Source organism: Hydrogenophaga sp. RAC07 (assembly GCF_001713375.1).
Lineage (GTDB): Bacteria > Pseudomonadota > Gammaproteobacteria > Burkholderiales > Burkholderiaceae_C > Hydrogenophaga.
This window is the reverse complement of record NZ_CP016449.1, coordinates 1,664,350-1,687,384: the sequence shown is the minus strand read 5'-3', so window position 1 is coordinate 1,687,384 and position 23,035 is coordinate 1,664,350. Positions and strand designations below refer to the sequence as shown.

Below are 23,035 nucleotides of genomic sequence, written 5' to 3'. Positions count from 1 at the left end.
TTATTCGACCAACGCGCCCCCGGGGCGCGTTTCTATTTTCAGAGTGGGCCGGTCTGATGAAGGTGGCGCGCCACGCCTTCCCCCGCCACCACACCACTGGCCATGCAGGCCGTGAGCAGATAACCACCGGTGGGGGCTTCCCAGTCCAGCATTTCACCCGCGCAAAACAAGCCGGGCTTCGCCTCGACCATCAGGTCCGGGTTCAGGGATTCCCAACGCACACCACCCGCGCTGCTGATCGCCTCATCGATCGGACGGGTTGCGCTCACGGTGATGGGCAAGGACTTGATCGCTTGCGCGAGCCTGACCGGATCGTGCATCGCCTCCTTGTCCAGCCGCTCGTGCAGGATGCCCATCTTGATGCCGTCCAGCCCGAGCCGGCTCTTGAGGTGGCTTGACAAGCTGCGCGATCCGCGCGGGTGGCGCACCTGAGCCAGCACATGCTCGGCGCTGCGGTCCGGCAACAAATCGAGTTCGAAGCTGGCTTGGCCGGTGCGCGCGATCTCGTCGCGCAGCAGGCTGGAGGCGGCGTAGACCAGGCTGCCTTCGACGCCGGTGGCGGTGGCCACGAATTCCCCCTTGCGGTGGAACTGCTGACCTTGGCTGTCGGTGGCGCGGATGGCCACCGACTTGAACGGTTGACCGGCGAAGCGTTCGCTGAAGTGCGTGCTCCAGCCCTGCGCCACACCGTGGGCGGCCGAGCCGGCCACCTCAAAGCCACAGTTGCTCGGCAGCAGCGGGCTCACCGACACGCCGGCCGCTTCAAGCCACGGCAGCCAGGCGCCATCCGAACCCAGGCGCGCCCAGCTGGCCCCCCCAGGGCAAGCACGGTGGCGCGGGCTTGCACCTGCACCTGGCCGGACGGCGCATGGAACACCAGGGGTCCGCCATTGCCGTTGCTCCAGCCTTGCCAACGGTGGCGCATGTGGAACACCACAGGCGCACCACCTTCGCCGGGATGGCGCAGGCGATGCAACCAGGCGCGCAACAGGGGCGCGGCTTTCATGTCGGTGGGGAAGACACGGTGGGATGTGCCCACGAAGGTGCTGATGCCCAGGCCGGTGGCCCAGTCGCGCACGGCTTGTGGCCCCCAGTGCTGCAGCAGGGGCTGCACGCGGTCTTGTGCCGCGCCGTAACGGGTGACGAAGTCGTCCAGCGGTTCGGCGTGCGTGAGGTTCAGGCCGCCCTTGCCGGCCAGCAAAAACTTGCGCCCGACCGAAGGCATGGCGTCGAACAGGTGCACGGCGAGGCCGGCACGGCTCAGCACTTCGGCGGCCATGAGACCGGCGGGACCGCCGCCGACGATGGCCACGTCCACGTTGAGGGATGGCTTTGCGTTGAGGTCGTTCATGAGGTGATCGATGGGTCTTGCAGTTCGATCAGTCGACCGTGCAGGTTGATGAAGGCCAGACGCACCGTGGCGCCCGGCCGAGCGGATTGGACCGCCTGACGATACCGCTGCATTTTCGTCAGCAGGTCTGGCTGCAGCTCCGGGTTCTCCGCGCTCTTGAAATCGAGCACCCACCATTCGCCGGTGTCGGCGCGGCGCACCAGGCGGTCCAGCCGCAGCAGCTCGCCTGCATGAAAGATGTCGACCTCGTTGCCGGTGGTGTCGACCACGGCACCGTCCCAGGCCCACGCGGCTTCGCCTTGCACGATGCGCCGCGCCATGGTTTGCGCCTGAGTGGCCTGGGCGGGGCTGAGCGCGAACTCGCGGGCCACGGCTTGCGTGTGGGCGGCGCTCCAGTCGAAGCCCTGCGCGGGTGTGGGATGCCACTGCAGCAGGCGGTGCAGTGCGAGACCGATGCGGGTGCGCTCGTCGTCGACTGGCAGAGGGTCGACAGGCGCGGGAGTTGCCGTGCCGGCAACCTGCGTCAACGTCGGCAGCGCGAGCAGGCTGAAGGCATCGGTCTTTGACGTGTCGGCCAGCGCGTGCCCTGCTGCTTCAGGCGGTGCCTCCAGCGGTTGTGTGAGCGGCAACAAGCGCTCGTACCAGGTGGTCGCGTTGCCGCGTGCGTGTGGTTCGAAGCTGGAGATCACCAGGCGCGACTCGGCCCGCGTGAGCGCCACGTACAAGGCATTGAGTTCTTCCAGCGAACGGGCTTGCTGTTCCTGCGCAAGCGCACTGGCGGCGCAAGCCGGCGGGTTCTTCTCGCTGGCCAGAAACACGAAGCGCTTGGGCACCGGTGCTTCGCCCGGCCAGTCGATCAGCACGCCCATGCTCTCGGGCCGCGAAGAGCCGGTGTCGGTGTCGAGCATGAGCACGGTGTCGGCTTCCAGGCCCTTGGCGCCGTGAATGGTGAGCAGGCGCACAGCGCCGGGGTTGTGCGTGGGCGTGGCCTTGATGCCGCCGGCCTTGAGCGCGCGCACAAAGCGGTAGGGGGTGAGGAAACGCCCGCCGTCCTGCGCGAGTGCGTTGGCCAGCAGGTCGCGCAGTTGCGCCAGCACGCCGGCGCGCTGGCTGGCGGGCACGGCCTGGGCAAAACGCGCGAGCACGTCGCAGTGGCCGTAAATGGCGGAGAGGGCATCGTGCGGCGGCAGGCTGTGCACCCACTGGCGGTAGCGCAGAAGCCGCGCGGCGGTGTCGGTGAAGTCCTGCGCCATCGGGTCGGGCACCGACGGTACGGAGGTTCTTTCGTGCGCGGGCAAACCGGCGAAGTGCTGCAGCACAGCCCACCACGAGGGTTTGACGGGTTTGGCGTCTGCGCCGGGCCGCACGGTCCAGTGCTGCTGCAAGCGGGCCACCCAGGCCAGCGCCTCGTCGCTCCAGCCGAACAAAGGCGACTTCAGCGCGCGCGCCAGACTCAGGTCGTGGCGGGTCGACACGAGCGCATCCAGCAGCGCCACCACATCCTGCACCGCGGGAGATTCACACAGGTCCAGCTTCTCGGGTTGTTCGCTGGCAATGCCGCGCTCGCGCAGCGCCTCGAACATCCAGGCCAGGCGCTCGCGACGGCGCGCCAGCACCATCAGGCCGTCGGGGCTCAAACGGCCTGAGCCGATCTCGGCGGCGATCCAGTCGGCCGCCTGGCGCGCCTCCAGCGCCGACATGGTGTCTTCAAGCAGCACACGTGGCGTGGTCAGGCTGTCGCGCCAGGTGGCTTCACCGCCAGCGCCGCCGTCGCGCTCGCGTGCGCTGCGCGGCACCTGCGGCAAGGCCACCACTTCACCCGGCTCGTGGCTCTCGGTGGTGTGCTGGCGGAAGTCGCTGCTGTATTCCCCAGCCTGCACGGCAGCGAGCATGGCGCTGTTGAGCGCGTCCACCACGGCGGGTGCGCACCGGCGGGTGTGGTCGCAACTGAGCAGCGCACCCGCGAGACCTTGCACCACGAAGGCCTGCGCGGCCTTGAACACCTGCGGCTCGGCGCGGCGGAAACGGTAGATGGACTGCTTGGGGTCGCCCACCAGAAACACACAAGGCGCCTCGCCCGGGCCGGCACCGGCGTAGGCCGAGAGCCAGCCGTAGAGCGCCTGCCACTGCAGCGGGTTGGTGTCCTGGAACTCGTCGATCAGCACATGGCGCACGCGCGCGTCCAGCCGCTGCTGCAACCAGCCCGAGAGTTCCGCGTCGCCCAGCAGGCGGCGCGCGGCGGACTCCACATCGTTCATGTCGACCCAGCCTCGCTCGTGCTTGAGCGCGGCAAAGCTGGTGAGCAAGACCCGCGTGAGCCTGGCCATGCGCTGGTGGTGCAACCAGGCCTGGTGCTGCGAGCGGGCGGCGAGCACGCGCATGACCAGCTCTTGCGCGGCGCGCACCTGCTCGATGCCGGCGAGCTTGTCGCTGAATTTGCGCGGTTCGTTCTTCTGCGTGAGCAGCGCGTCGATCACGCCGGCGCCGTTCAGGCCGGTGAGGGCTTTTTCCAGCTCGACACCCTTGGCGGCAAAGGTCACGGCGCTGGCCCGGCCAAGTGCGATGGCGGCGCCGGACAGCAGGCTGTGGGAGGGTCCGTGGTCCACCAGCCATTGAAGCGGATCGTCAAAACCGGCGAACTCGGGAAACCGCTCGGCCATCGCATCCACCGAGCTTTGCACCACGCCCGCCGCATCGGCCAACGCGAACTCCACGCGTTTCTGCAAGGCCTTTCGCAGCGCCTGCTGCGTCTGAAAACGTCCGTGCGTTGTCACGGCGTCCACAAAGTCCTGGCGGTCGGCTGCGCTCGCTGCCAGTGCACCGTAGAAACGCGGCCACACCTGTTCCACCGCCTGCGTGTCGTCTTCGAGCAGTTCGTACAGCACGGGCAACTGCAGTTCCTGCAGCACCGACAGCGGCGCGCCGCGCAGCAGGGCCGCGAACCAGCTGTGGAAGGTGCGCACCTGCACCGGCCGGCCCAGGGCCGTGACCCGCGCGTGCAGGCTGCGGGCCTCGGGCACACGGCGCCCGGCGTCGGCGGCGCTCAGGCCGCGTTGCTGCAACACATCGACCAGTTCGGCATCGGACAGGTAGGCCCAGCGCCGCAGCTCTTCGCCCAGGCGCTTGCGCATTTCGCCCGCGGCCTTCTTGGTGAAGGTGATGGCCAGAATGTCTTGCGGTGCGCAGCCGTCGAGCAGCGCGCGCAGGATGCGAGAGACCAGCATCCAGGTCTTGCCCGCGCCGGCGCAGGCCTCCACGGCGATGCTGCGCGCGGGGTCGCAGGCGAGCGCATAGAACGCTTCGCGCGACACCGGTGCGCCGTTGATCTGGTAGGCCGCCCCGCTCATGCCAGGCTCCAGAAATCTTTGCGGCACAGGCCACGCGCCTTGCAGAACTCGCACACGCGGCCTTCGCCCAGCGCGGGCATGGGGTGGCCGGCGGCCACACGGGCCATGTCGTGCGACAGCCCGACGCGCAACTGCTCGCGCGCCTCCAGCACCTCGGTGTGCTCCACCAGTTTCGTGGCGCCGTCGTTCGCGGTCGAGCCGGGCCGGTCGTTGATGCTCAGATAGGCAGCGCGCAAGGTGTCGTCGGGCAGCAGCGCCGCGTAGAACGCCAGCTGCACATCCTCCAGCGGTTCTTTCAAGCGGTCGGTGGTGGTCTTGCGGCTTTCGGTCTTGTAATCGATCACGAACGGGATCGGCCCTTCCGGGCTGTCCTGCGCGTCCACGCGGTCGAGCTTGCCGTAGAGCTTCCACGGGCCCACGCTGGATGTCATGACCGCTTCAGCTTCCACGAAACGTGGACCTGGCCGATCGGCGGTGGCTTCGAACGTGGCCAGCCATTCCAGGTAACCATCGCGCGTGGCGGGCCACACCACCTCGTAAGGGAGGAAGCCCGCCCCACCCTCGCCCGCGTTCAACCCCATGGCAGCTGCGGTCTCCAGGGCGAGCTGGTCGAGCGCCGCACGGTCGGCATCGACACCGGGTCGTGCATCACCGCGTTGTTCGTGGAACGCACGCAGCACCGCGTGCAGCCAGTTGCCCATGTCCCGCTGGTCGGGCTCGGCTGCGAGTTCGGGTGCATCGACCAGCCGCAGCTGGCGCAATGCAAAGAACTTGTAGGGGCAATCGCGCAGGTCCTGGTAGGCGCTGGCCGACAGCGAGCCGGGCAACACGTCGGCGGCCGAGGGCCCGGGGCGCACGGAAGGGGCTGACACCAGCGCCGTCGGTGTGCGCGGGTCGTCTGAGCCGTGCGCAACCTCGGATTGCAGCGCCAGCACCCAGGCGCTCGGCATCACCGGCTCACCCATGTCCTGTGTGCGCCACAACACGTCCAGCCGAGGCATGCGCAACAACGACTGCCAGGCGCTCGCTGCCGCCAGGGCCAGGGTCTCGCGCGATGGCAGGCCCAGCAACTCGCGCTGCGCTGCCGTCCACGAGCCCGGCGGCTCGGGGCTGGGGTTGAGGTGCACCTCGTCACAACCGGGCACCACCGTGGCGGCGAACGTGCGGCCGAGCATCTGCGCCATCGGCAGGATCACCACCGACGCCTCGCCGGTGCCGCGCGGCATGAAGGTCGCGCCCTCCAGCACGTCGCGTACCCAGGCCGCGAACGGGGCCAGCGGCTTGCGCCCGGAGGATCGGCTGGTCGCAGCCGTGAGCGAGGCTTCGTCGATGTCGGCGAGTTCGCGCGCTGCGCCCTCTTCCAGCCGCAGCACCTGCAAGGCTTGTTGACCTGCCGCGTCCGCCTGAAGCGCGTCCCACAAGCCGGTGGCCTTCAAGGCTTTCGCCCCCGCATCCAGCCATTGCACCAGACTGCGAGGCGCCTGCAGGGCGCCCAGGATGTCGGTCAGCCCTTCCGGCAAGGCATGTGCCAGGCTGGCCGTGCGCACGGCGGCGCGCCACTGCGACACACCGGCTTCGCGAGCGAGTTGCTCCAGCATGAGCACGGATTCCTCTGGCCAGCGTGGCGCTTGTTTGAGCAGATCCAGCACATCGTCCATGGAAGCACGCGGTGACGCCGCGCGCAGCAGGCTCATGAGTTGGGCGGCGGCGTGGGTGGTGGAGAGTTTCCAGCCGGTCTCGTCGCGCACTGCCACGCCAGCACCATGCAGCAGCGCGCTGATGCGCCGCATAAGCAGGCGGTCGGTGGCGATGAGCGCCACGGGCTGATGGCCCTGGTTGATGCGCGCGATCACGCAGGCAGCAGCCCGCTGCGCCTCGTCCTCGGCGTCACCGCAAGCGTGCAGGGCGACATCCGGGTCACCTGAAGGGTCAAGGCTCCACGACAGGTTCAGCACGCGCGCTCCCCAATGCTTCACCAGCGCAGCGGCCAGCGGATCGGTCTGGAAACCTTGCAGCATGACCAGCGCCTGCGCGCCCGAGCCCGGACGGGCCTGCGGGCTCCACAACACGTCGGTGGCATAGGCGGATGTGCTGGCCCAGGTCAGCGCCAGTGTGGCCACCAAACCTTCCCACTGCAGCGAGGCCGGGCCCGGCAACAGGTCCTGGCGCAACGATTCGGCCCAGGCTGCGCGGTGTTCGGGGGGCTGCGCGGCGGCCAGGGGCGCGAGTTGTCGCGCCGCTTCCACGAGGCGCGTGACCATGACCGCGCGCAACTCGGCGTCGGCCCGCGCAGGCGCCACGCGATCGATGAAGGCCGAGGCCACGAGGCTGTCGCGCGCCATGTCCATGGTCAGGTCGGTGGGGCCGGGCATGAAGGGCTGCAGCGATGCCGCCCAGTTGCGGCTCGACTCGAACCTCGGCGCAAAGCCATCGGGATGGTGGGTGGACCAGGCGCGCCGGCCCACGTCCATGAGCTGTGCGTAGGGCACCAGAACCACCGCGCTGCCGGCCTCGATGCCACGCTCTGCGAGCATCCGGGACAGGGTTGCGATCAGCGATGACCAACCGCTGGCACCGCCTTCGATTTCTTGCCCGGGCGAGGCGGGAAGACCGGATTCGGAAGGCGGGTTGGCTGGCGTCATGAAATGGGGGTTTCTGTCACAATGGCGCGGACCGGTTGGCCGGCTGTGACCTTCAAGCTCTTGAAGCCCGCGCATGTGCCCAAACTTTAACCTCCCCATTCAACGTTTTTTAGGATGAATCATGGCGAGCGACCTGATCAAACATGTTTCCGATGCAAGCTTCCAGGCCGACGTGCTGGACGCACAGGCGCCCGTTCTGGTCGACTTCTGGGCCGAGTGGTGCGGCCCTTGCAAGATGATTGCCCCCATCCTCGATGAAGTGGCAGGCTCCTACGACGGCAAGCTCAAGATCGCCAAGCTCAACGTCGACGACAACCGCGACGTGCCCGCCAAGTTCGGCATCCGCGGCATCCCCACGCTGATGCTGTTCAAAGATGGCCAGCTGGCCGCGACCAAGGTCGGCGCCATGAGCAAGGCCCAGCTCACCGCATTCATCGACCAGCAACTGGCCTGATTTCCTTCGACGCGTGCCTGGGTGCAATGCCCGGGCACCTTTTCAGCGGCATTCTTTTCCTGTCATAATTTCCCGCAGGCGGATCCGAGACAGACCCCGCCTCTCATCTGCGCACCGTCCGACATCCGGACGCCAGCGCCCCCTCCCCCGGTTCCCGACCCAACTCCCTCCCGGAGTGAATTCCATGCACCTCAACGAACTCAAGGCACTGCACGTGTCTGAAGTCCTCAAGCAGGCTGAAGCGCTTGAGATCGAAAACACCGGCCGCATGCGCAAGCAGGAGCTGATGTTCGCCATCATCAAAAAGCGCGCCAAGGGCGGCGAGCTGGTGTACGCCGACGGTGTGCTCGAAGTGCTGCCCGACGGCTTCGGTTTCCTGCGTGCACCCGATACCAGTTACACCGCCAGCACCGACGACATCTACATCTCGCCCAGCCAGATCCGCCGCTTCAACCTGCACACCGGCGACATGATCGAGGGCGAGGTTCGCATTCCCAAGGACGGCGAGCGCTACTTCGCGCTCAACAAGCTTGACAAGATCAACGGCCTGCCTCCCGAGGACAACAAGCACAAGATCATGTTCGAGAACCTGACGCCGCTGTTCCCCAAGGAACAGATGCGCCTGGAACGCGACATCAAGAGCGAAGAGAACATCACGGGCCGTGTCATCGACATCATTGCGCCCATCGGCCGTGGTCAGCGCGCGCTGATCGTGGCGCCGCCCAAGAGCGGCAAGACGGTCATGATGCAGCACATCTGCCATGCCATTTCCGCCAACCACCCCGAGGTGGTGCTCATGGTGCTGCTGGTGGACGAGCGCCCGGAAGAAGTGACCGAGATGCAGCGCACCGTGCGCGGCGAGGTCATCGCCTCCACGTTCGACGAACCCGCGGCGCGCCACGTGCACGTGGCCGAGATGGTGATCGAGCGCGCCAAGCGCCTGGTCGAACTCGGCAAGGACGTGGTGATCATGCTCGACTCCATCACCCGCCTGGCCCGCGCCTACAACAACGTGCTGCCCTCCAGCGGCAAGGTGCTCACCGGCGGTGTGGACGCCAACGCGCTGCAGCGCCCCAAGCGCTTCTTTGGTGCGGCCCGCAAGATCGAGGAAGGTGGCTCGCTCACCATCATCGCCACCGCGCTGGTGGACACCGGCTCGCGCATGGACGAGGTGATCTTTGAAGAGTTCAAGGGCACCGGCAACTGCGAGATCCACCTGGACCGCCGCCTGTACGAGAAACGCGTGTTCCCCTCGATCCAGCTCAACCGCAGCGGCACCCGTCGCGAAGAGTTGTTGCTGCAGCCCGAGATCCTGCAAAAGACCCGAATCCTGCGCCAGTTCATGTACAACATGGACGAAATCGAGGCGATGGAGATGGTGCTCAAGAGCATGAAATCCACCAAAAACAATTCCGAATTCTTCGACATGATGCGTCGGGGCGGCTGATTCGGACATTCCTGCTAAAATCGCAGGCTTTGCTAATTGCGACAAGTACAGGGAAATGGTTTCCCTGCGGCTGCCGCACCTGAACCTCAAGGACACGTCATGAAAGACGGCATTCACCCCAACTACCGCGAAGTCTGCTTCCAGGACCTCTCCAATGGCTTCAAGTTCGTGACCCGCTCGTGCGCGAACACGAAAGAGATGATCAAGATGGAAGACGGCCGCGAGCTGCCGCTGTACAAGCTGGACACCTCCAGCGAATCGCACCCCTTCTACACCGGCACGCAGAAAAGCGTGGACAACATGGGTGGTCGTGTGGAGCGTTTCCGCAACCGCTATGGCAAGGCAACGCCCGCCGCCAAGTAAGCGGCTGGCCGGTCAGCGTCCTGCGGGGCGCTGCGTCCTGCACAAGAAAAGCAGCTGGTTGCCCGGCTGCTTTTTTTTCGCCTGTCTTGCGCATTCCTCCTTGCCGTCCCGCTGTCTCGGGCGCCTTGTATATTCCCCGCAGTGAACCAGCCTACCCCCGCCATCGTCACCCAGTCGGCCGTGCGCCGCTTGCCGCGGATCGCCCTCTTCCTGTTCTGCGTCGCTTATGTGCTGCCGGGCTTTCTGGGGCGCGAACCCTGGAAGAACGCCGACGTGTCCGCCTTCGGTGTGATGCTGGAGATGGCCGCGGGCCACAGCGACTGGTGGAGCCCGCGGGTCCTGGGGGTGGCGGTTGAAGAGGCCGGCCCGCTGCCTTACTGGCTCGGGGCGGCGTTCATCAAGCTGCTGCCCTTCCTCTCGCCCGAGTTCGCCGTCCGCGTTCCTTTTGCGATGCTGCTGGCCCTCACACTGGTTTGCACCTGGTACACGGTTTACCACCTCGCGCGCCAGCCGGCTGCGCAGCCGGTTCAGTTTGCATTTGGCGGGGAGGCGAAACCCACGGACTACGCGCGTGCGCTGGCCGACGCCGGCTTGCTCGCGCTCATGGCCTGTCTGGGCCTGGCCCAGCTGTCGCATGAGACCACGCCCGACCTGGCACGGCTCGCGCTGGTGTCGTTGCTGCTCCTGACGGCCTCTCGAATGGCCCACACGGGCCATCGACAACCGCTGCGCAGCGTCGGCCTGTGGGCTGTCACGCTGCTTGCGTTGGTGTTCAGCGGCGCGCCGTGGATCGCGACCACGCTGGGCGGCGGCCTGCTGCTGATCCTGTGGCTCTCACGCCGCCACGCCAGCGAACCCGACACAGCGTGGCTCTCAGACGAAGCACCTTCGCAGCGCGATCCCCTGGTTTGGGCCGCCTCGCTGCTGGTGCTGATCCTGGTTCTCTCGACGCTGGCCGGGCAGGTGCCGGTGCCGGCCCTGCAAACCGCGCTGGCGCAGGTGCAGTGGCGCAGTTGGGGCAAGTTGCTGGTCTGGTTCACCTGGCCGGCCTGGCCGCTGGTGCTCTGGACGCTGTGGCGCTGGCGGCATCAGTTGCTGCGGCCCCATGTGGCCCTGCCTTTGTGGGCGGCCGTGGTGAGCGTGGTGGACAGCGCGCTCTCGCCCGAGCGCGACCGTGCCCTGCTGCTGGCCCTGCCCGCTTTGGCGGCACTCGCCGCTTTTGCGCTGCCCACCTTGAGGCGCAGCGTTTCGGCCCTGGTGGACTGGTTCACGCTGCTCTTTTTCTCGGGCTGCGCACTGGTCATCTGGGTGATCTGGTTCGCCATGCAGACCGGTGTGCCGGCCAAGCCCGCGGCCAACGTGGCCAAGCTCGCGCCCGGCTTTGTGCCGGAGTTCTCGCTGTGGTTGTTCCTCGCGGGCGCGGTGGCCACCGGTGCCTGGCTCTGGTTGGTGGCATGGCGCGTGGGCAAACACCGTCAGGCGCTGTGGAAGAGCCTGGTGTTGCCCGCCGCAGGCAGCACCCTGTGCTGGTTGTTGCTCATGACACTGTGGCTGCCCCTGCTGGACTTTGGCCGCAGCTATGGCCCGGTGTCGCGGCGCATTGCCACGCTGGTGCCGGCGCAAGGCTGCGTGGTGGTGGACGGCTTGAGCCAAGCGCAGATTGCGGCGCTGCAGTACCACGGTGCACTGAAGCTGGTGCGCAGCGGTGGCAACGCAGGGACCGATTGCCAAAGCATGGTGGTGGCCCCCGCGAGCCAGGCCACGTTGCACCAACGCGTCGAACTCACCCACTGGGCCTTCAAGTCCACGGTCAGCCGCCTGACCGACAGCAAGGAAAGCCTGCTGGTCTACCAGCGCGTGGGCAACTGAAACCGGCTCAGCCGGTGACGCGCTCGCGCACCCGGTTGGGCGGCAAGGCGATCGCGAACCGGGAGCCTTCGCCCACCGTGCTGTCGGCGTCGATGTGGCCACCATGGCGCTGGGCCACGTGTTTCACGATGGCCAGACCCAGACCAGTGCCACCGGTTTCCCGCGAACGGCTGCGGTCCACACGGTAGAAGCGCTCGGTCAGTCGCGGCAGGTGTTCAGCCGCAATGCCGGGGCCGGTGTCTTTCACAAAGAATTCCACCCAGCCGTCGCTGCGCAATCGCCAGCCGGTCTCGATGAGTCCACCGCCTGGCGTGTAACGCACGGCGTTGCTGAGCAGGTTGGACATGGCGCTGAGCAGTTCAGTCTTGGCACCCGACACCCAGATCGCGGGCCCGGGCACCGGTTCGATGCGGTGCTGCGTCGTCGAGATGGCCTGGGTCAGACCCCGGGCCTCCTGCACCACGTGCGTGAGCAGTTCTTCGCCGTCGATCCACTCGCCCGGCCCGGGTGCGGGGCTGCCTTCCAGCCGCGAGAGAGTGAGCAGATCGCTCACCAGCGTCTGCATGCGGTGGGCCTGTTGGCTCATGAGGCTCAGGTAACGCGTGCGATCGGCCTCTTCCAACGGGATGCTCTGCATGGTTTCCACAAAGCCGCTGAGAACGGTCAGCGGTGTGCGGATCTCGTGCGAGACGTTGGCCACGAAGTCGCGGCGCATGGTTTCTGCCAGCTGCACGGCCGTCACGTCGCGCGTGATCATGAGCTTGCGCTTTTTGCCGTAGGGGTGGATCTGCAGCGAGATCTTGGATGGCTGGGAGGGGCGCGGCCCGATGCCGTCGATCTGGATCTCGTGGTTGAACTCACCACCCGCGAGGTAGGCGGTGAACGCCGGATTTCGCACCATGTTGCGCACGTACTGACCCAGATCGCGTTGCGGATCAAAACCCAGGTGGTTGGCCGCCGTGAGGTTGGACCACTCGATGCGGCCTGCGGAATCGAGCAACACCACGCCGTTGGGCGAGGCCTGGATGGCGGCCAGAAAATCCTCCAGCCGGGCGTCGCTGTTCTGCGCCTTTTTCTACAGCTTCTTGATCAGCTTGCGGGAGCGGTCCACCATCTCGCCCCAGGTGCCCGAGAGGCGCGGCTGGCGGGTGACGTCGGCCTTGTTGAGCCAACGCAGGAAGCTGCGGGCGCGCAGGCCATCCAGCACCGACCATGCCAGCGCGCCCACCAGCGCTCCGGCAAAGGTCCAGCCCGGTGAATCCTGCGTCCAGCCCAGCACCGCTCCCAGTGCGACCAGGAGCAACAGCTCGATGGCGCGCCGGGTCATGTGGCGGAGATGGGGGTGCCCTGCGCCGGTCGCCCGGTGTTGTTCATCGACGTGAGCCGGTAGCCCGCACCACGCACCGTTTCGATCATGCCGGAGGCTTCACCCAGTGATTCCCTCAATCGTTTGACATGCACGTCCACGGTCCGCTCCTCGATGAAAACATGGTCTCCCCAGACCTTGTCGAGCAGCGTACCACGGGTGTGCACCCGCTCTGCGTGCTTCATGAGGTAGTGCAGCAGCTTGAATTCGGTGGGCCCGACCTTGAGCTCGGAACCGCGGAACGTGATGCGGTAGGTGGCCGCGTCCAGGGCCAGTTCACCCACCTGCACCGAGTCGTTGACGATTTCGGGCGCGCGCCGGCGCAGCACCGCTCGGATGCGCGCCAGCAGCTCCTGGGTTGAAAACGGTTTGGTGATGTAGTCGTCCGCACCTGCGTCCAGCCCCTGCACCTTGTCGCTTTCGTCGCTGCGCGCGGTGAGCATGAGGATGGGGATGGTCTTGGTGCGCTCGTTCTTGCGCCAGCCGCGGGCCAGCGAGGCGCCGCTTTCACCGGGCAGCATCCAGTCGAGCAGGATCACGTCGGGCAACACCGCGTCCACCTCGCGCTGCGCGGCCACCCCGTCGAACACGACGGTGGGCGCGAAGCCGTTGTGCCGCAGGTTGACGGCGATCAGCTCGGCGATGGAGGGTTCGTCCTCGACCACGAGGACTCTGGGCAGCTTCCTCATCCGACCACCGACTCCACCTGGGACATGGGGGTGTGCCGAACGTCTTCACCTTTGACAATGAAGATGATCTGCTCGGCGATGTTCTTGGCGTGGTCGCCCACGCGTTCGATCGACTTGGCCAGGAACAGCAGGTCCAGGCTGGGCGAGATGGTTCGGGGATCTTCCATCATGTAGGTGATGAGCTTGCGCAGGAAACCGTTGTACTCGTCGTCGATGGCGTTGTCGCCCTTGATGATGGCCACGGCCATGGTGGTGTCCAGCCGCGCGAACGAATCCAGCGTCTTGCGCAGCAGGGCCGAGGCCAGGTCGGCGGCCACGCGAAGTTCGGAGCTGGGCAGGTTGCGCGGTGAACCGTTTTCGATGATGGACTTGACCATGCGTGCGATGCGGGCGACTTCGTCACCCGCGCGCTCCAGGTTCTGCGTGGTGCGCGAGATCGCCATGAGAAACCGCAAATCGCGCGCGGTGGGTTGGCGCCGGCCGATGGTGGAGATGATCTCGTGATCGATCTGCAGCTCCATCTGGTTGATGCGGTTCTCGTTTTCGATCACCTGCTCGGCCGACTCCATGCTCATGTGCACCAGGGCGTACACCGCCTGGTGCAGCTGGGATTCGACCAGGCCACCCATTTCAAGGACCTGGGAAGAGATGGAGTTCAACTCGGCGTCGAACTGGCTGGAAATGTGTTTGTCGCTCATGAAAGATCTCCCGTTGTGGCTCGGAACTGCTCGATTTTCAGCGTTGGCTGCAATCAGCCGAAGCGCCCGGTGATGTAGTCCTCGGTCTCGGTCTTGGCAGGCTTGAAGAAGATCTGCTCGGTGGAGCCGAACTCGACCAGCTCGCCGAGGTACATGTAGGCGGTGTAGTCGCTGCAGCGGGCGGCCTGCTGCATGTTGTGGGTGACGATGGCGATGGTGTAGTCCTGCTTGAGTTCGTGCACCAGCTCTTCCACCTTGCCGGTGGAGATCGGGTCCAGCGCCGAGGTGGGCTCGTCCAGCAGCAACACCGACGGCTTCACCGCCACGCTGCGCGCAATGCACAAGCGCTGCTGCTGACCGCCCGAGAGCGACAGACCGCTCTGGTTGAGTTTGTCCTTCACCTCGTTCCACAGCGCAGCCTTGGACAGTGCCCACTCCACGCGGTCGTCCATCTCGCTCTTGCCCAGGTTCTCGTAGAGCTTCACGCCGAAGGCGATGTTGTCGTAGATCGACATGGGAAACGGCGTGGGCTTCTGGAACACCATGCCGATGCGCGCGCGCAGCAGGTTGATGTCCTGCTTTTCGTCCAGGATGTTCTGACCGTAGAAATTGATCTGGCCTTCGGCGCGCTGGCCGGGGTACAGGCTGTACATGCGGTTGAGCGTGCGCAACAAGGTTGACTTGCCGCAGCCCGAGGGGCCGATGAAGGCGGTGACCTTGCGCTCCTCGATGTTCATGTTGACGTTCTTCAGGCCCTGGAACTTGCCGTAGAAGAAGTTGAGGTTGCGCAGTTCCAGCGCGTTCTTGGCGGCGACAGCGGGTTGGGCAGCGGTGTTGGGCATGGTTCTGTCCGGATTTTTGGTTGTTTGGATACGGATGCGCCGGCTTCAGCCTGGCGTCTTCTCGCGCAGGAAAACCCGCGCCACGATGTTGAGCACCAGCACCGACAGGGTGATGAGCAGCGCGCCACCCCAGGCCAGGCGGATCCAGTTGTCGTAAGGGCTCAGCGCGAACTGGAAGATCACCACCGGCAGGTTGGCCATGGGTGCGCCCATGTCGGTGCTGAAGAACTGGTTGTTGAGCGCGGTGAACAGCAGGGGCGCGGTTTCGCCGCTGATGCGGGCCACGGCCAGCAGCAGACCGGTCATGACGCCGCTCTTGGCCGCGCGCAGCGTGACCAGGGTGGCCACTTTCCAGCGCGGCGCACCCAGCGCAAAGGCCGCTTCGCGCAGGCTGCCGGGCACCAGGCGCAGCATGTTTTCGGTGGTGCGCACGACCACCGGCACGGCGATCAGCGACAGCGCCAGGCTGCCTGCCCAACCCGAGAAGTTGCCCACGGTGGCCACGGCGATCGCGTAGACGAACAGACCCAGCACGATGGACGGCGCCGACAACATGATGTCGGTCACAAACCGGGTGAGTTCGGCGGTCTTGCTCGTGTCGCCGTACTCGGCCAGGTAGACGCCGGCAAACACGCCGATGGGCGTGGACACCAGCACCGAGAAGCCGACCATCATCAAGCTGCCCACGATGGCGTTGGCCAGGCCACCACCTTCGCTGCCGGGAGCCGGGGTGGACTGCGTGAACATGTTCCAGTCGAGGGCGGCCAGGCCGTTGGTCAGCAGAACGCTCAGGATCCAGAGCAGCACAACCAAACCCAGCACCATGGCACCCATGGACAAGGTCAGGCCGATGGCGTTGGTGCGCTGGCGGCTTTTGTAAATGGCGTTGTCGAGTTCCATGTCAGAAACCTTTGGCTTTTTCGGCGCGCAACATCAGGATCTTGGCCGCCGAGAGCACCAGGAAGGTGATCACGAACAGCAGGAAGCCCAGCGCAAACAAGGTGGAGAGGTGGAAGTCGGCGGCTTCGCCGAATTCGTTGGCCAAGGTGGAGGCGATCGAGGTGCCTGGCGAGAACAGCGATGTGGGCATGCGGTTGGCGTTGCCGATCACGAAGGTGACCGCCATGGTCTCGCCCAGGGCACGCCCCAGGCCGAGCATGATGCCGCCGATGACACCCTTCTGCGTGTAGGGCAACACCACGCGGCGCACCACCTCCCAGGTCGTGCAACCCAGGCCGTAGGCCGATTCGCGCAAGATGGGTGGAACGATCTCGAACACGTCGCGCATCACCGCCGCCACAAAAGGCAGCACCATGAACGCCAGCACGATGCCCGCAGCCAGAATGCCGAAGCCGTTGGTGCTCCCGCCGAACAGGAAACCCACCAGCGGCATGCCGCCGAGCACGTTCTGCACCGGCACCTGAAAGTAGTCGGCGAACAGTGGCGCGAACACGAACAGGCCGAACATGCCGTAAATGATGGAAGGCACAGCCGCCAGCAGCTCGACCGCCGTTCCCAGCGGGCGGCGCAGCCACACGGGGCAGGTCTCGGTGAGGAACAGCGCGATGCCGAAGGCCAGCGGCACGGCGATCAGCATGGCGATCGACGCGCTGGCGATGGTGCCGACGATGGCGATCGCAGCACCGAATTCTTCATTGATGATGTCCCACTCGACGCGCCAGATGAAGTTGAAACCGAACTTCTGGAACGTGGGCCAGGCGTTGATGAACAGCGAAACGATGATGCCCATCAAGGCGACCAGCACCAGCAGCGAAAAACTCTGTGTGATGCGGTGAAACAGGACGTCGTGAAAGCGTTGCCGTTTGGCAATCGACGCCATGTTGGGGTTGTCCAGTTCAATGGACACGGGTTGCGAACTCATGGTGGTTCCCAGGCTCATGGTGACTCCGATCCGGTGGTTGACCGGCCCCACAAGTCAACATCCGCCGGCCCGACTGAACCGACCGGCGGATGCGACTTGGAAGCAGCCTAACTTACTTGGCGATCTGCGACCACACCTTGGAGCGGATGTCGGCGGTCAGGCTGTCAGGCAGCGGCACGTAGTCCAGCTCGGCGGCCATGCCCTTGCCACTCTTGAAAGCCCAGTCGAAGAACTTCAGCACTTCAGCGGACTGCGCCTTGTCGGCCGGGTTCTTGTACATCAGGATGAACGAGGCGGTGCTGATGGGCCAGCTCTCGGCGCCCTTGGCGTTCACCATCGACACGCCCATGCCGGGCACGCTGAACCAGTCGGCGCCGGCGGCGGCCGAGGCGAAGGTCTTGTCGTCCGGGCTCACGTACTTGCCGTCGGCGTTTTGCAGCTGCAGGAAGTTCATGTTGTTCTTCTTGACGTAGGCGTATTCCACGTAACCCACGCCGCCCTTGACGCGGTTCACGTTGGCGGCCACGCCTTCGTTGCCCTTGCCACCCACCGACGACGGTGCTGGCCACTTCACGGCAGCGCCCTTGCCAACGGTGTCGGCCCAGGGCTTGCTCACGGCGCTGAGGTAGTCGGTGAAGTTGAAGGTGGTGCCCGAGCCGTCAGCGCGGTGGATCACGGTCACGTTCTGGTCAGGCAGGGTTTTGCCGGGGTTCAGGGCGGCCAGCTTGGGGTCGTTCCACTTGGTGATGGTGCCCAGGAACAGCTCGGCCAGCACGGGACCGGTCACGCGCAGTTCGCCCGGCTTGAAGCCGTCGAGGTTGATCACGGGCACGGTGCCGCCGATGATGGCCGGGAACTGGACCATGCCGTCCTTGTCGAGGTCGGCACCGGACACAGGCGCGTCGGATGCGCCGAAAGCCACGGTCTTGGCGCGAATCTGGCGCAGGCCGCCGGAGGAGCCGATCGACTGGTAGTTCAGGCCGGTGCCGGTCTGTGCCTTGTAGGCCTCGGCCCACTTGGCGTAGATCGGGAAGGGGAAGGTGGCGCCAGCGCCGGTGATGTCGGCGGCGATGGCCGAGCCCATGCCGGCAGTGGCCATGGCCGCAGCAGCGACGGCCTGGAGGAAGATGCGTTTGTTGATCATTGGGAAGCTCCTTGCGGTTGGGGAAACAGAACAAGAGCGACTCTAGGCAGGCAATGTGACAAGCTCGTGACATCGCCCGCTTGTCACAGAACGATCTGGGCGGCCCGTTGGCACGATTGCGAACAGAGTCTGGCCCGGGCATGCGTCACAATCCGGACTCCCCCCGCCCTCCCCCGATCTCCGAGAAGCCGTTGCGGCTCGCCGACCTCCCCTTCGCATGCAAAACGGTACCCTTCTTGCCGCCATCGACCTCGGCTCCAACAGTTTTCGGCTCGAAATCGGCCGCTACCACTCGGGGCATATCGAGCGCATCGAATACCTCAAGGAGACGGTGCGCCAGGGCAACGGGCTGGACGAGGAAAAAAACCTGAGCCAGGCGGCCATGGAACGAGGCTGGGAGTGCCTGGCCCGTTTTGCCGAACGGCTGCACGGCTTCAAGCGCCAGCAGGTGCGCGCCGTGGCCACCCAGACCCTGCGCGAGGCCAAAAACCGCGACGATTTTGTGCGCCAGGCCCAGGCCATCCTGGGATTTTCCATCGACGTGGTCTCCGGTTACGAAGAAGCGCGCCTGATCTACCAGGGCGTTTCGCGCCTGCTGCCGCATTCCGACGAAAAACGCCTGGTGGTCGACATCGGCGGACGCTCCACCGAAATGATCCTCGGCGAGGGCTATTCGGCCCGCACCATGGAGTCGTACCGGCTGGGCAGCGTGGCCTGGTCCACGCGCTACTTCCCGCGCGGACAGTTCACCGCCGCCGCCTTCAAGACAGCCGAGGTCGCCGCCAAGGCGGTGATCGACGAAGCGCTGGACAAATTCCCGCCGGCCGACTGGACCGTGGCCTACGGCTCGTCGGGCACGGTGGGCGCCGTGGCGGACATGCTGGCCGCCAACGGCTGGGCGTCCGGCCTGGTCACCCGCGCCGGTCTGGACTGGTTGCAGGACCGCATGATCAAGGCGGGCAACGCCGACCAGTTGCGCCTGGAGGGCCTCAAGGACGACCGGCGTCCGGTGATCGGCGGCGGCGTGAGCGTGTTGCGCGCCATTTTTGACCTGTTCGGCATCGAGCAGATGCTGGTGGCCCAGGGCGCGCTGCGCCACGGTGCGCTCTACGACCTGATCGACCGCGACACCGACGGCGGCGACGTGCGCGAGCGAACCGTGAACTGGCTGACCCACCGCTTTTCGGCCGACGAAGCGCAGGGCAAGCGCGTGAGCACGGTCAGCACCGCCCTCTTCGCCCAGATCGCCGCGCTGGACGCGCAAAACGAGCGCTACTCGCAGAAGCTCGCCTGGGCCGCGCGGCTGCACGAGATCGGCACCCACATCTCCCACGAACGTTCGCACCACCACGGCGCCTACATCCTGGACAACGTGGACGCCCGCGGTTTCTCGTTGCCCGAACTGCACCGCATGAGCCAGTTGGTGATGGGTCAGCGTGGCAAGCTGCGCAAGCTCGAGGACGCGTTGCAGGACGAGTTGTTTGCCAAGCAACTCATGGCGCTGCGCCTGGCGGTGCTGCTGTGCCACGCGCGCCAGATGCCCGAGCACGAGTCGGTCACGCTGAGCTACAAGCCGCGCGCCTTCAAGCTGGCCACGGCGCCGGGCTGGGCCAAGCGCTACCCGCAGTCGGCATGGCTGCTGGGTGAAGAGGTGGTGGCCTGGCAGAAGTCGGCCTGGAAGTTCACAGCGGATATCCGCTAGGACCACCCTCCGCAAACCATTGCCACATAAGCGCTTCTTGCGCCGTCACACATCTGTCACGGTACGGTCACAACCGTATAAACGATTTATACGGTTTATACTGCCCTCCTTTTCACAGCCCAACGGAGTGCATTCATGGCCAGTCAGAGCAACAAGAAGCCCAAGCTCGTGCGCGACAGCTTCACCATCCCCAAGGCGGAATTCGCCGCCATTGAAACGCTGAAGACCCGCGCCATTGCGCTGGGCACCAGCGTGAAGAAAAGCGAGCTGCTGCGCGCCGGCCTCATGGCTCTGCAAGGCCTGAACGACGCAGCCTTCAAGGCCGCGCTGTCCGCCGTGCCCACGCTCAAGACCGGCCGCCCCACCGGCACCGAAAAGAAGCCCGAAGTTGCCAGGAAACCGGTGGTGAAGCCTGCGGCAAAGAAGGTTGCCACTCCCGCTGCGAAAGCCGCAGTGAAAGTGGCTGCCAAGGCGCCTGCCAAGCCGGCGGCCAAAGCTGCTGCCCGACCCGTCGCCAAAAAGGTGGCGACCAAGCCCGCAGCAAAGAAAGCGGCCGCTCCCGCCAAGAAGACAGCCGCTGTCTGAAGTCCACCCGGGGCACGGCCCCGGGTCGTGCTCAGATCAATTCAGGGGTTTGAACCGTCACCACGACGGTCTGGTTGCCGCTGGCGCGCTCACGGTGCCGCAGCCACCACAGGGCGCCCTTCTTCACCGAGCAGTCGTCCTCGGCCAGGTTGAGCAGACGGGCAATCACCCGCCCCAGCGTGGGCTGGTGGCCCACCACCACCACCGGCGATTTGCCGTGCGGCCACTGCACCAGTTCCAGCAGCGCCAGCGGATCACCTTCGGGCAACAACTCTTCACGCAGCTTGAACTTGCGGCCCAGGGCCATCGCGGTCTGTTCGCAGCGTGAGGCGGGGCTGCTGAAAATGCGCGCGCCGTCGGGCAATTGCCGGTCCAGCCAGGCGGCCATGCGCGTGGCCTGTTTTTCGCCGCGGGGCGTGAGGCGCCGCACCAGATCTTTGGCATCACCAGGCACCCCGGCCAAAGGATCCGGATGCTCATGGGCTTCGGCATGTCGCCAGAGGATCAGGTCCATGGTGCGGGCTTCCATTGCTATCCCTTGCTGCCGTAGCGCGCCATCAGGCTGGCCTGCGCTGAGTGCATGACGGCCCGGGTGCGTCCGTTGCCGGTGATGCTGGCGGGCACATAACGGCCGTCGGGTTGCAGCAGCCAGGCGTCCTTGGTGTCGTGCAGGTAGGCCGAGAGGCACTCGTCCATGATGCGGTGGCGCAGCGCGTGGTCGGTCACCGGCCAGGCCAGTTCGATGCGGCGCAGCATGTTGCGGTTCATCCAGTCGGCGCTCGAGAGCCACAGCTCCTCCGCCTCACCGGTGCGGAAATAAAACACCCGCGAATGCTCCAGCAAACGCCCGATCACCGAGCGAACGCGCACGTTGTCGGTGAAGCCGGGCACCTGCGCCGGCAGGATGCAGGCGCCGCGGATGATGAGGTCGATCTTCACGCCCTGCTGCGAGGCCACCGCCAGCGCACGCGCGAGCTGCTCGTCGGTCAGGGCGTTCATCTTCACGATCACGCGCGCGTCCTGCCCGGCCTTGGCGGCCGCGCCCGCCGCATCCAGCTTGTCCAGCATGGCCTTGTGCAAATGAAACGGAGCGATCAGCGCCTTGTTGAGCCTGGGCAGGCGGTTCTGGCTGGCCAGGTGCAGAAAGATCTGCTCCAGATCGGCGGTGAGCGCATCGTCGGCCGTGAGGTAGCTGATGTCGGTGTACAGCCGCGCCGTGCCGGGGTTGTAGTTGCCGGTGGACAGGTGGGCGTAGCGCTTGAGGCCGCTGGCTTCGCGGCGGGTCACCAGCAGCATCTTGGCGTGGGTCTTGAGGCCCACCACGCCATAAACCACCTGGGCACCCACCGATTCCAGCCGCTCGGCGTAGTTGATGTTGGCTTCTTCGTCGAAGCGCGCCTTGAGCTCCACCACGGCGGTCACTTCCTTGCCCCGGCGCACGGCTTCGCGCAGCAGGTTCATCAGCTCCGACTTGGCTCCGGTGCGGTAGATGGTCATCTTGATGGCCAGCACGTCCGGGTCTTCCACCGCCTCGCGCAAAAAGGCCAGCACGGCGTCAAAACTCTCGTAAGGCTGGTGGATCAGCACATCGCCCTGTTGCAGCCGCTCAAAGTACGACTGCCCCGGCGTGAGCTGCGCGGGCCAACCACCGTGGTAGGCCTCGAAACGCAGCGCGGGCGCGTCGACCTTGTCGATCAGCTGGTTCAGTCGAACCAGGTTCACCGGTCCCGGAACGCGGTAGAGCGCCTTGAAGGGCAATGCGAACTGTTCCCGCAAAAAGTCGGCCAGGAACTCGGAGCATCCGGCCGAGACTTCCAGCCGCAGGGCCTGGCCGTAGTGGCGCTGCTGCAAGCCCTTGCGCAGCGCGGTGCGCAGGTTCTTCACCTCTTCCTCGTCCACCGCCAGATCGGAATGGCGCGTGACGCGGAACTGCGAAAACTCCGTGACCTGCCGACCCGGAAACAGGTCACCCAGGTGCGAGCGGATCAGGCTGGAGATGGAGACGAAGTGCGTCTGCTTGGAGCCTTTGATGGGTGGCATGCGGAAGAAGCGCGGCAGGATGCGCGGCACCTTCACGATGGCGATTTCGTTCTCGCGGCCGAACGCGTCCTTGCCCGCCAGACGCACGATGAAGTTGAGTGACTTGTTGGCCACCTGCGGAAAGGGGTGTGCGGGGTCCAGGCCCACCGGCATCAGCAGCGGCTGCACCTCGTTGACAAAAAACTCCTTCACCCAGCGGCGCTGGCGCGGGTTGCGCTCACCGTGCGAGATCAGCTTGATGCCCTTTTTCTCCAGCAGCGGCAGCAACTCGTCGTTGTAGATGGCGTATTGCTGGGCCACCAGTTTGTGGACTTCTTCCGACAGCCACTCGAAGCTCTGCGCGGTGTACAGGCCACGCTGCTCGTTGGCCAGTGCGGCGGTGAGGTGGGGCGCGACACGAACCTCGAAAAACTCGTCGAGGTTGCTGGAGACGATGCTGAGGTAGCGCAGGCGCTCCAGCAGCGGCACGTCGGGGCGGCGTGCCCAGTCCATGACGCGTTCGTTGAAGGCCAGGATGCTGTGATCGCGATCGAGGAAGGGAAACTTGCTGTTGGAGTTGTTGCCGCTCATGTCTGGTCTTGTTGTCGACGGGGGCGTCCGTCCTGTGGCCCGGG

Annotated in this window: 16 protein-coding genes and 2 pseudogenes; 6 read left to right on the top strand and 12 right to left on the bottom strand. The window is 65.8% G+C overall.

Annotation, left to right across the window (positions count from 1 at the left end):
* Positions 1–38: 38 nt before the first annotated feature.
* From BSY239_RS07870 to BSY239_RS07860, 3 genes and pseudogenes are all read right to left on the bottom strand, one after another.
* Positions 39–1,351 (bottom strand): annotated as a pseudogene (locus tag BSY239_RS07870) (TIGR03862 family flavoprotein).
* Complete coding sequence (locus BSY239_RS07865) at positions 1,348–4,698, bottom strand: UvrD-helicase domain-containing protein (RefSeq protein WP_069046353.1); 3,351 nt, start codon at positions 4,696–4,698, stop codon at positions 1,348–1,350. The pseudogene BSY239_RS07870 and the gene BSY239_RS07865 overlap by 4 nt, the downstream one beginning before the upstream one ends.
* The gene (locus BSY239_RS07860; RefSeq protein WP_236944158.1) at positions 4,695–7,340 is read right to left on the bottom strand and encodes a PD-(D/E)XK nuclease family protein; all 2,646 of its coding nucleotides are present in this window, start codon (positions 7,338–7,340) and stop codon (positions 4,695–4,697) included. The genes BSY239_RS07865 and BSY239_RS07860 overlap by 4 nt, the downstream gene beginning before the upstream one ends.
* 121 nt (positions 7,341–7,461) lie before the next feature.
* Between BSY239_RS07860 and trxA the strand changes: the two genes are divergently transcribed.
* The 4 genes from trxA to BSY239_RS07840 all read left to right on the top strand — a co-directional run bounded on the left by trxA (position 7,462) and on the right by BSY239_RS07840 (position 11,473).
* Positions 7,462–7,794 (top strand): thioredoxin TrxA, encoded by a 333-nt coding sequence (trxA, locus tag BSY239_RS07855; protein ID WP_056274740.1) that lies wholly within the window; start codon positions 7,462–7,464, stop codon positions 7,792–7,794.
* 184 nt (positions 7,795–7,978) lie between these two features.
* Positions 7,979–9,241 carry a transcription termination factor Rho gene (gene rho, locus BSY239_RS07850; RefSeq protein ID WP_056274742.1) on the top strand — a complete coding sequence of 421 codons (1,263 nt, stop codon included), beginning with the start codon at positions 7,979–7,981 and terminating at the stop codon, positions 9,239–9,241.
* 99 nt (positions 9,242–9,340) lie between these two features.
* Complete coding sequence (locus BSY239_RS07845) at positions 9,341–9,604, top strand: type B 50S ribosomal protein L31 (protein WP_056274744.1); 264 nt, start codon at positions 9,341–9,343, stop codon at positions 9,602–9,604.
* Positions 9,605–9,745: 141 nt separating this feature from the next.
* Positions 9,746–11,473: a hypothetical protein gene (locus BSY239_RS07840; protein WP_069046352.1), complete on the top strand. Its 1,728-nt coding sequence runs from the start codon at positions 9,746–9,748 to the stop codon at positions 11,471–11,473.
* Between the two features lie 7 nt (positions 11,474–11,480).
* Here BSY239_RS07840 and phoR read toward each other — a convergent pair.
* The 7 genes and pseudogenes from phoR to pstS form a co-directional block, all read right to left on the bottom strand.
* Positions 11,481–12,800: pseudogene (gene phoR, locus BSY239_RS07835) on the bottom strand (phosphate regulon sensor histidine kinase PhoR).
* On the bottom strand, positions 12,797–13,528 hold the full coding sequence (gene phoB / locus BSY239_RS07830; protein ID WP_069046351.1) for a phosphate regulon transcriptional regulator PhoB: 732 nt from the start codon (positions 13,526–13,528) through the stop codon (positions 12,797–12,799). The pseudogene phoR and the gene phoB overlap by 4 nt, the downstream one beginning before the upstream one ends.
* Positions 13,525–14,226 carry a phosphate signaling complex protein PhoU gene (gene phoU / locus BSY239_RS07825; RefSeq protein WP_069046350.1) on the bottom strand — a complete coding sequence of 234 codons (702 nt, stop codon included), beginning with the start codon at positions 14,224–14,226 and terminating at the stop codon, positions 13,525–13,527. Before phoU ends, phoB begins: the two co-directional genes overlap by 4 nt.
* Positions 14,227–14,279: 53 nt before the next feature.
* Positions 14,280–15,068, bottom strand: a complete 789-nt coding sequence (gene pstB / locus BSY239_RS07820) for a phosphate ABC transporter ATP-binding protein PstB (RefSeq protein WP_069046349.1) — start codon at positions 15,066–15,068, stop codon at positions 14,280–14,282.
* Between the two features lie 45 nt (positions 15,069–15,113).
* Positions 15,114–15,968, bottom strand: coding sequence for a phosphate ABC transporter permease PstA (gene pstA / locus BSY239_RS07815; protein WP_069046348.1), 855 nt, complete (start codon positions 15,966–15,968; stop codon positions 15,114–15,116).
* 1 nt (position 15,969) lies between these two features.
* Positions 15,970–16,968 carry a phosphate ABC transporter permease subunit PstC gene (gene pstC / locus BSY239_RS07810; RefSeq protein ID WP_069046347.1) on the bottom strand — a complete coding sequence of 333 codons (999 nt, stop codon included), beginning with the start codon at positions 16,966–16,968 and terminating at the stop codon, positions 15,970–15,972.
* Positions 16,969–17,062: 94 nt separating this feature from the next.
* Positions 17,063–18,094: a phosphate ABC transporter substrate-binding protein PstS gene (gene pstS / locus BSY239_RS07805; RefSeq protein ID WP_069046346.1), complete on the bottom strand. Its 1,032-nt coding sequence runs from the start codon at positions 18,092–18,094 to the stop codon at positions 17,063–17,065.
* Between the two features lie 217 nt (positions 18,095–18,311).
* Between pstS and ppx the strand changes: the two genes are divergently transcribed.
* Complete coding sequence (ppx, locus tag BSY239_RS07800) at positions 18,312–19,796, top strand: exopolyphosphatase (protein ID WP_069046345.1); 1,485 nt, start codon at positions 18,312–18,314, stop codon at positions 19,794–19,796.
* 135 nt (positions 19,797–19,931) lie between these two features.
* Complete coding sequence (locus BSY239_RS22695; RefSeq protein ID WP_216637509.1) at positions 19,932–20,381, top strand: hypothetical protein; 450 nt, start codon at positions 19,932–19,934, stop codon at positions 20,379–20,381.
* 31 nt (positions 20,382–20,412) lie between these two features.
* On the opposite strand, the gene BSY239_RS07790 is transcribed toward BSY239_RS22695, so the two are convergent.
* Together BSY239_RS07790 and ppk1 are read right to left on the bottom strand one after the other, a co-directional pair.
* A complete protein-coding gene (locus BSY239_RS07790; protein WP_069048862.1) occupies positions 20,413–20,895 on the bottom strand; it encodes a SixA phosphatase family protein in 483 nt (160 codons plus the stop codon).
* A 17-nt stretch (positions 20,896–20,912) separates the two neighbouring features.
* Entirely contained in the window at positions 20,913–22,991 is a 2,079-nt protein-coding gene (ppk1, locus tag BSY239_RS07785) for a polyphosphate kinase 1 (RefSeq protein ID WP_069046344.1), read from the bottom strand.
* Positions 22,992–23,035: the final 44 nt, after the last annotated feature.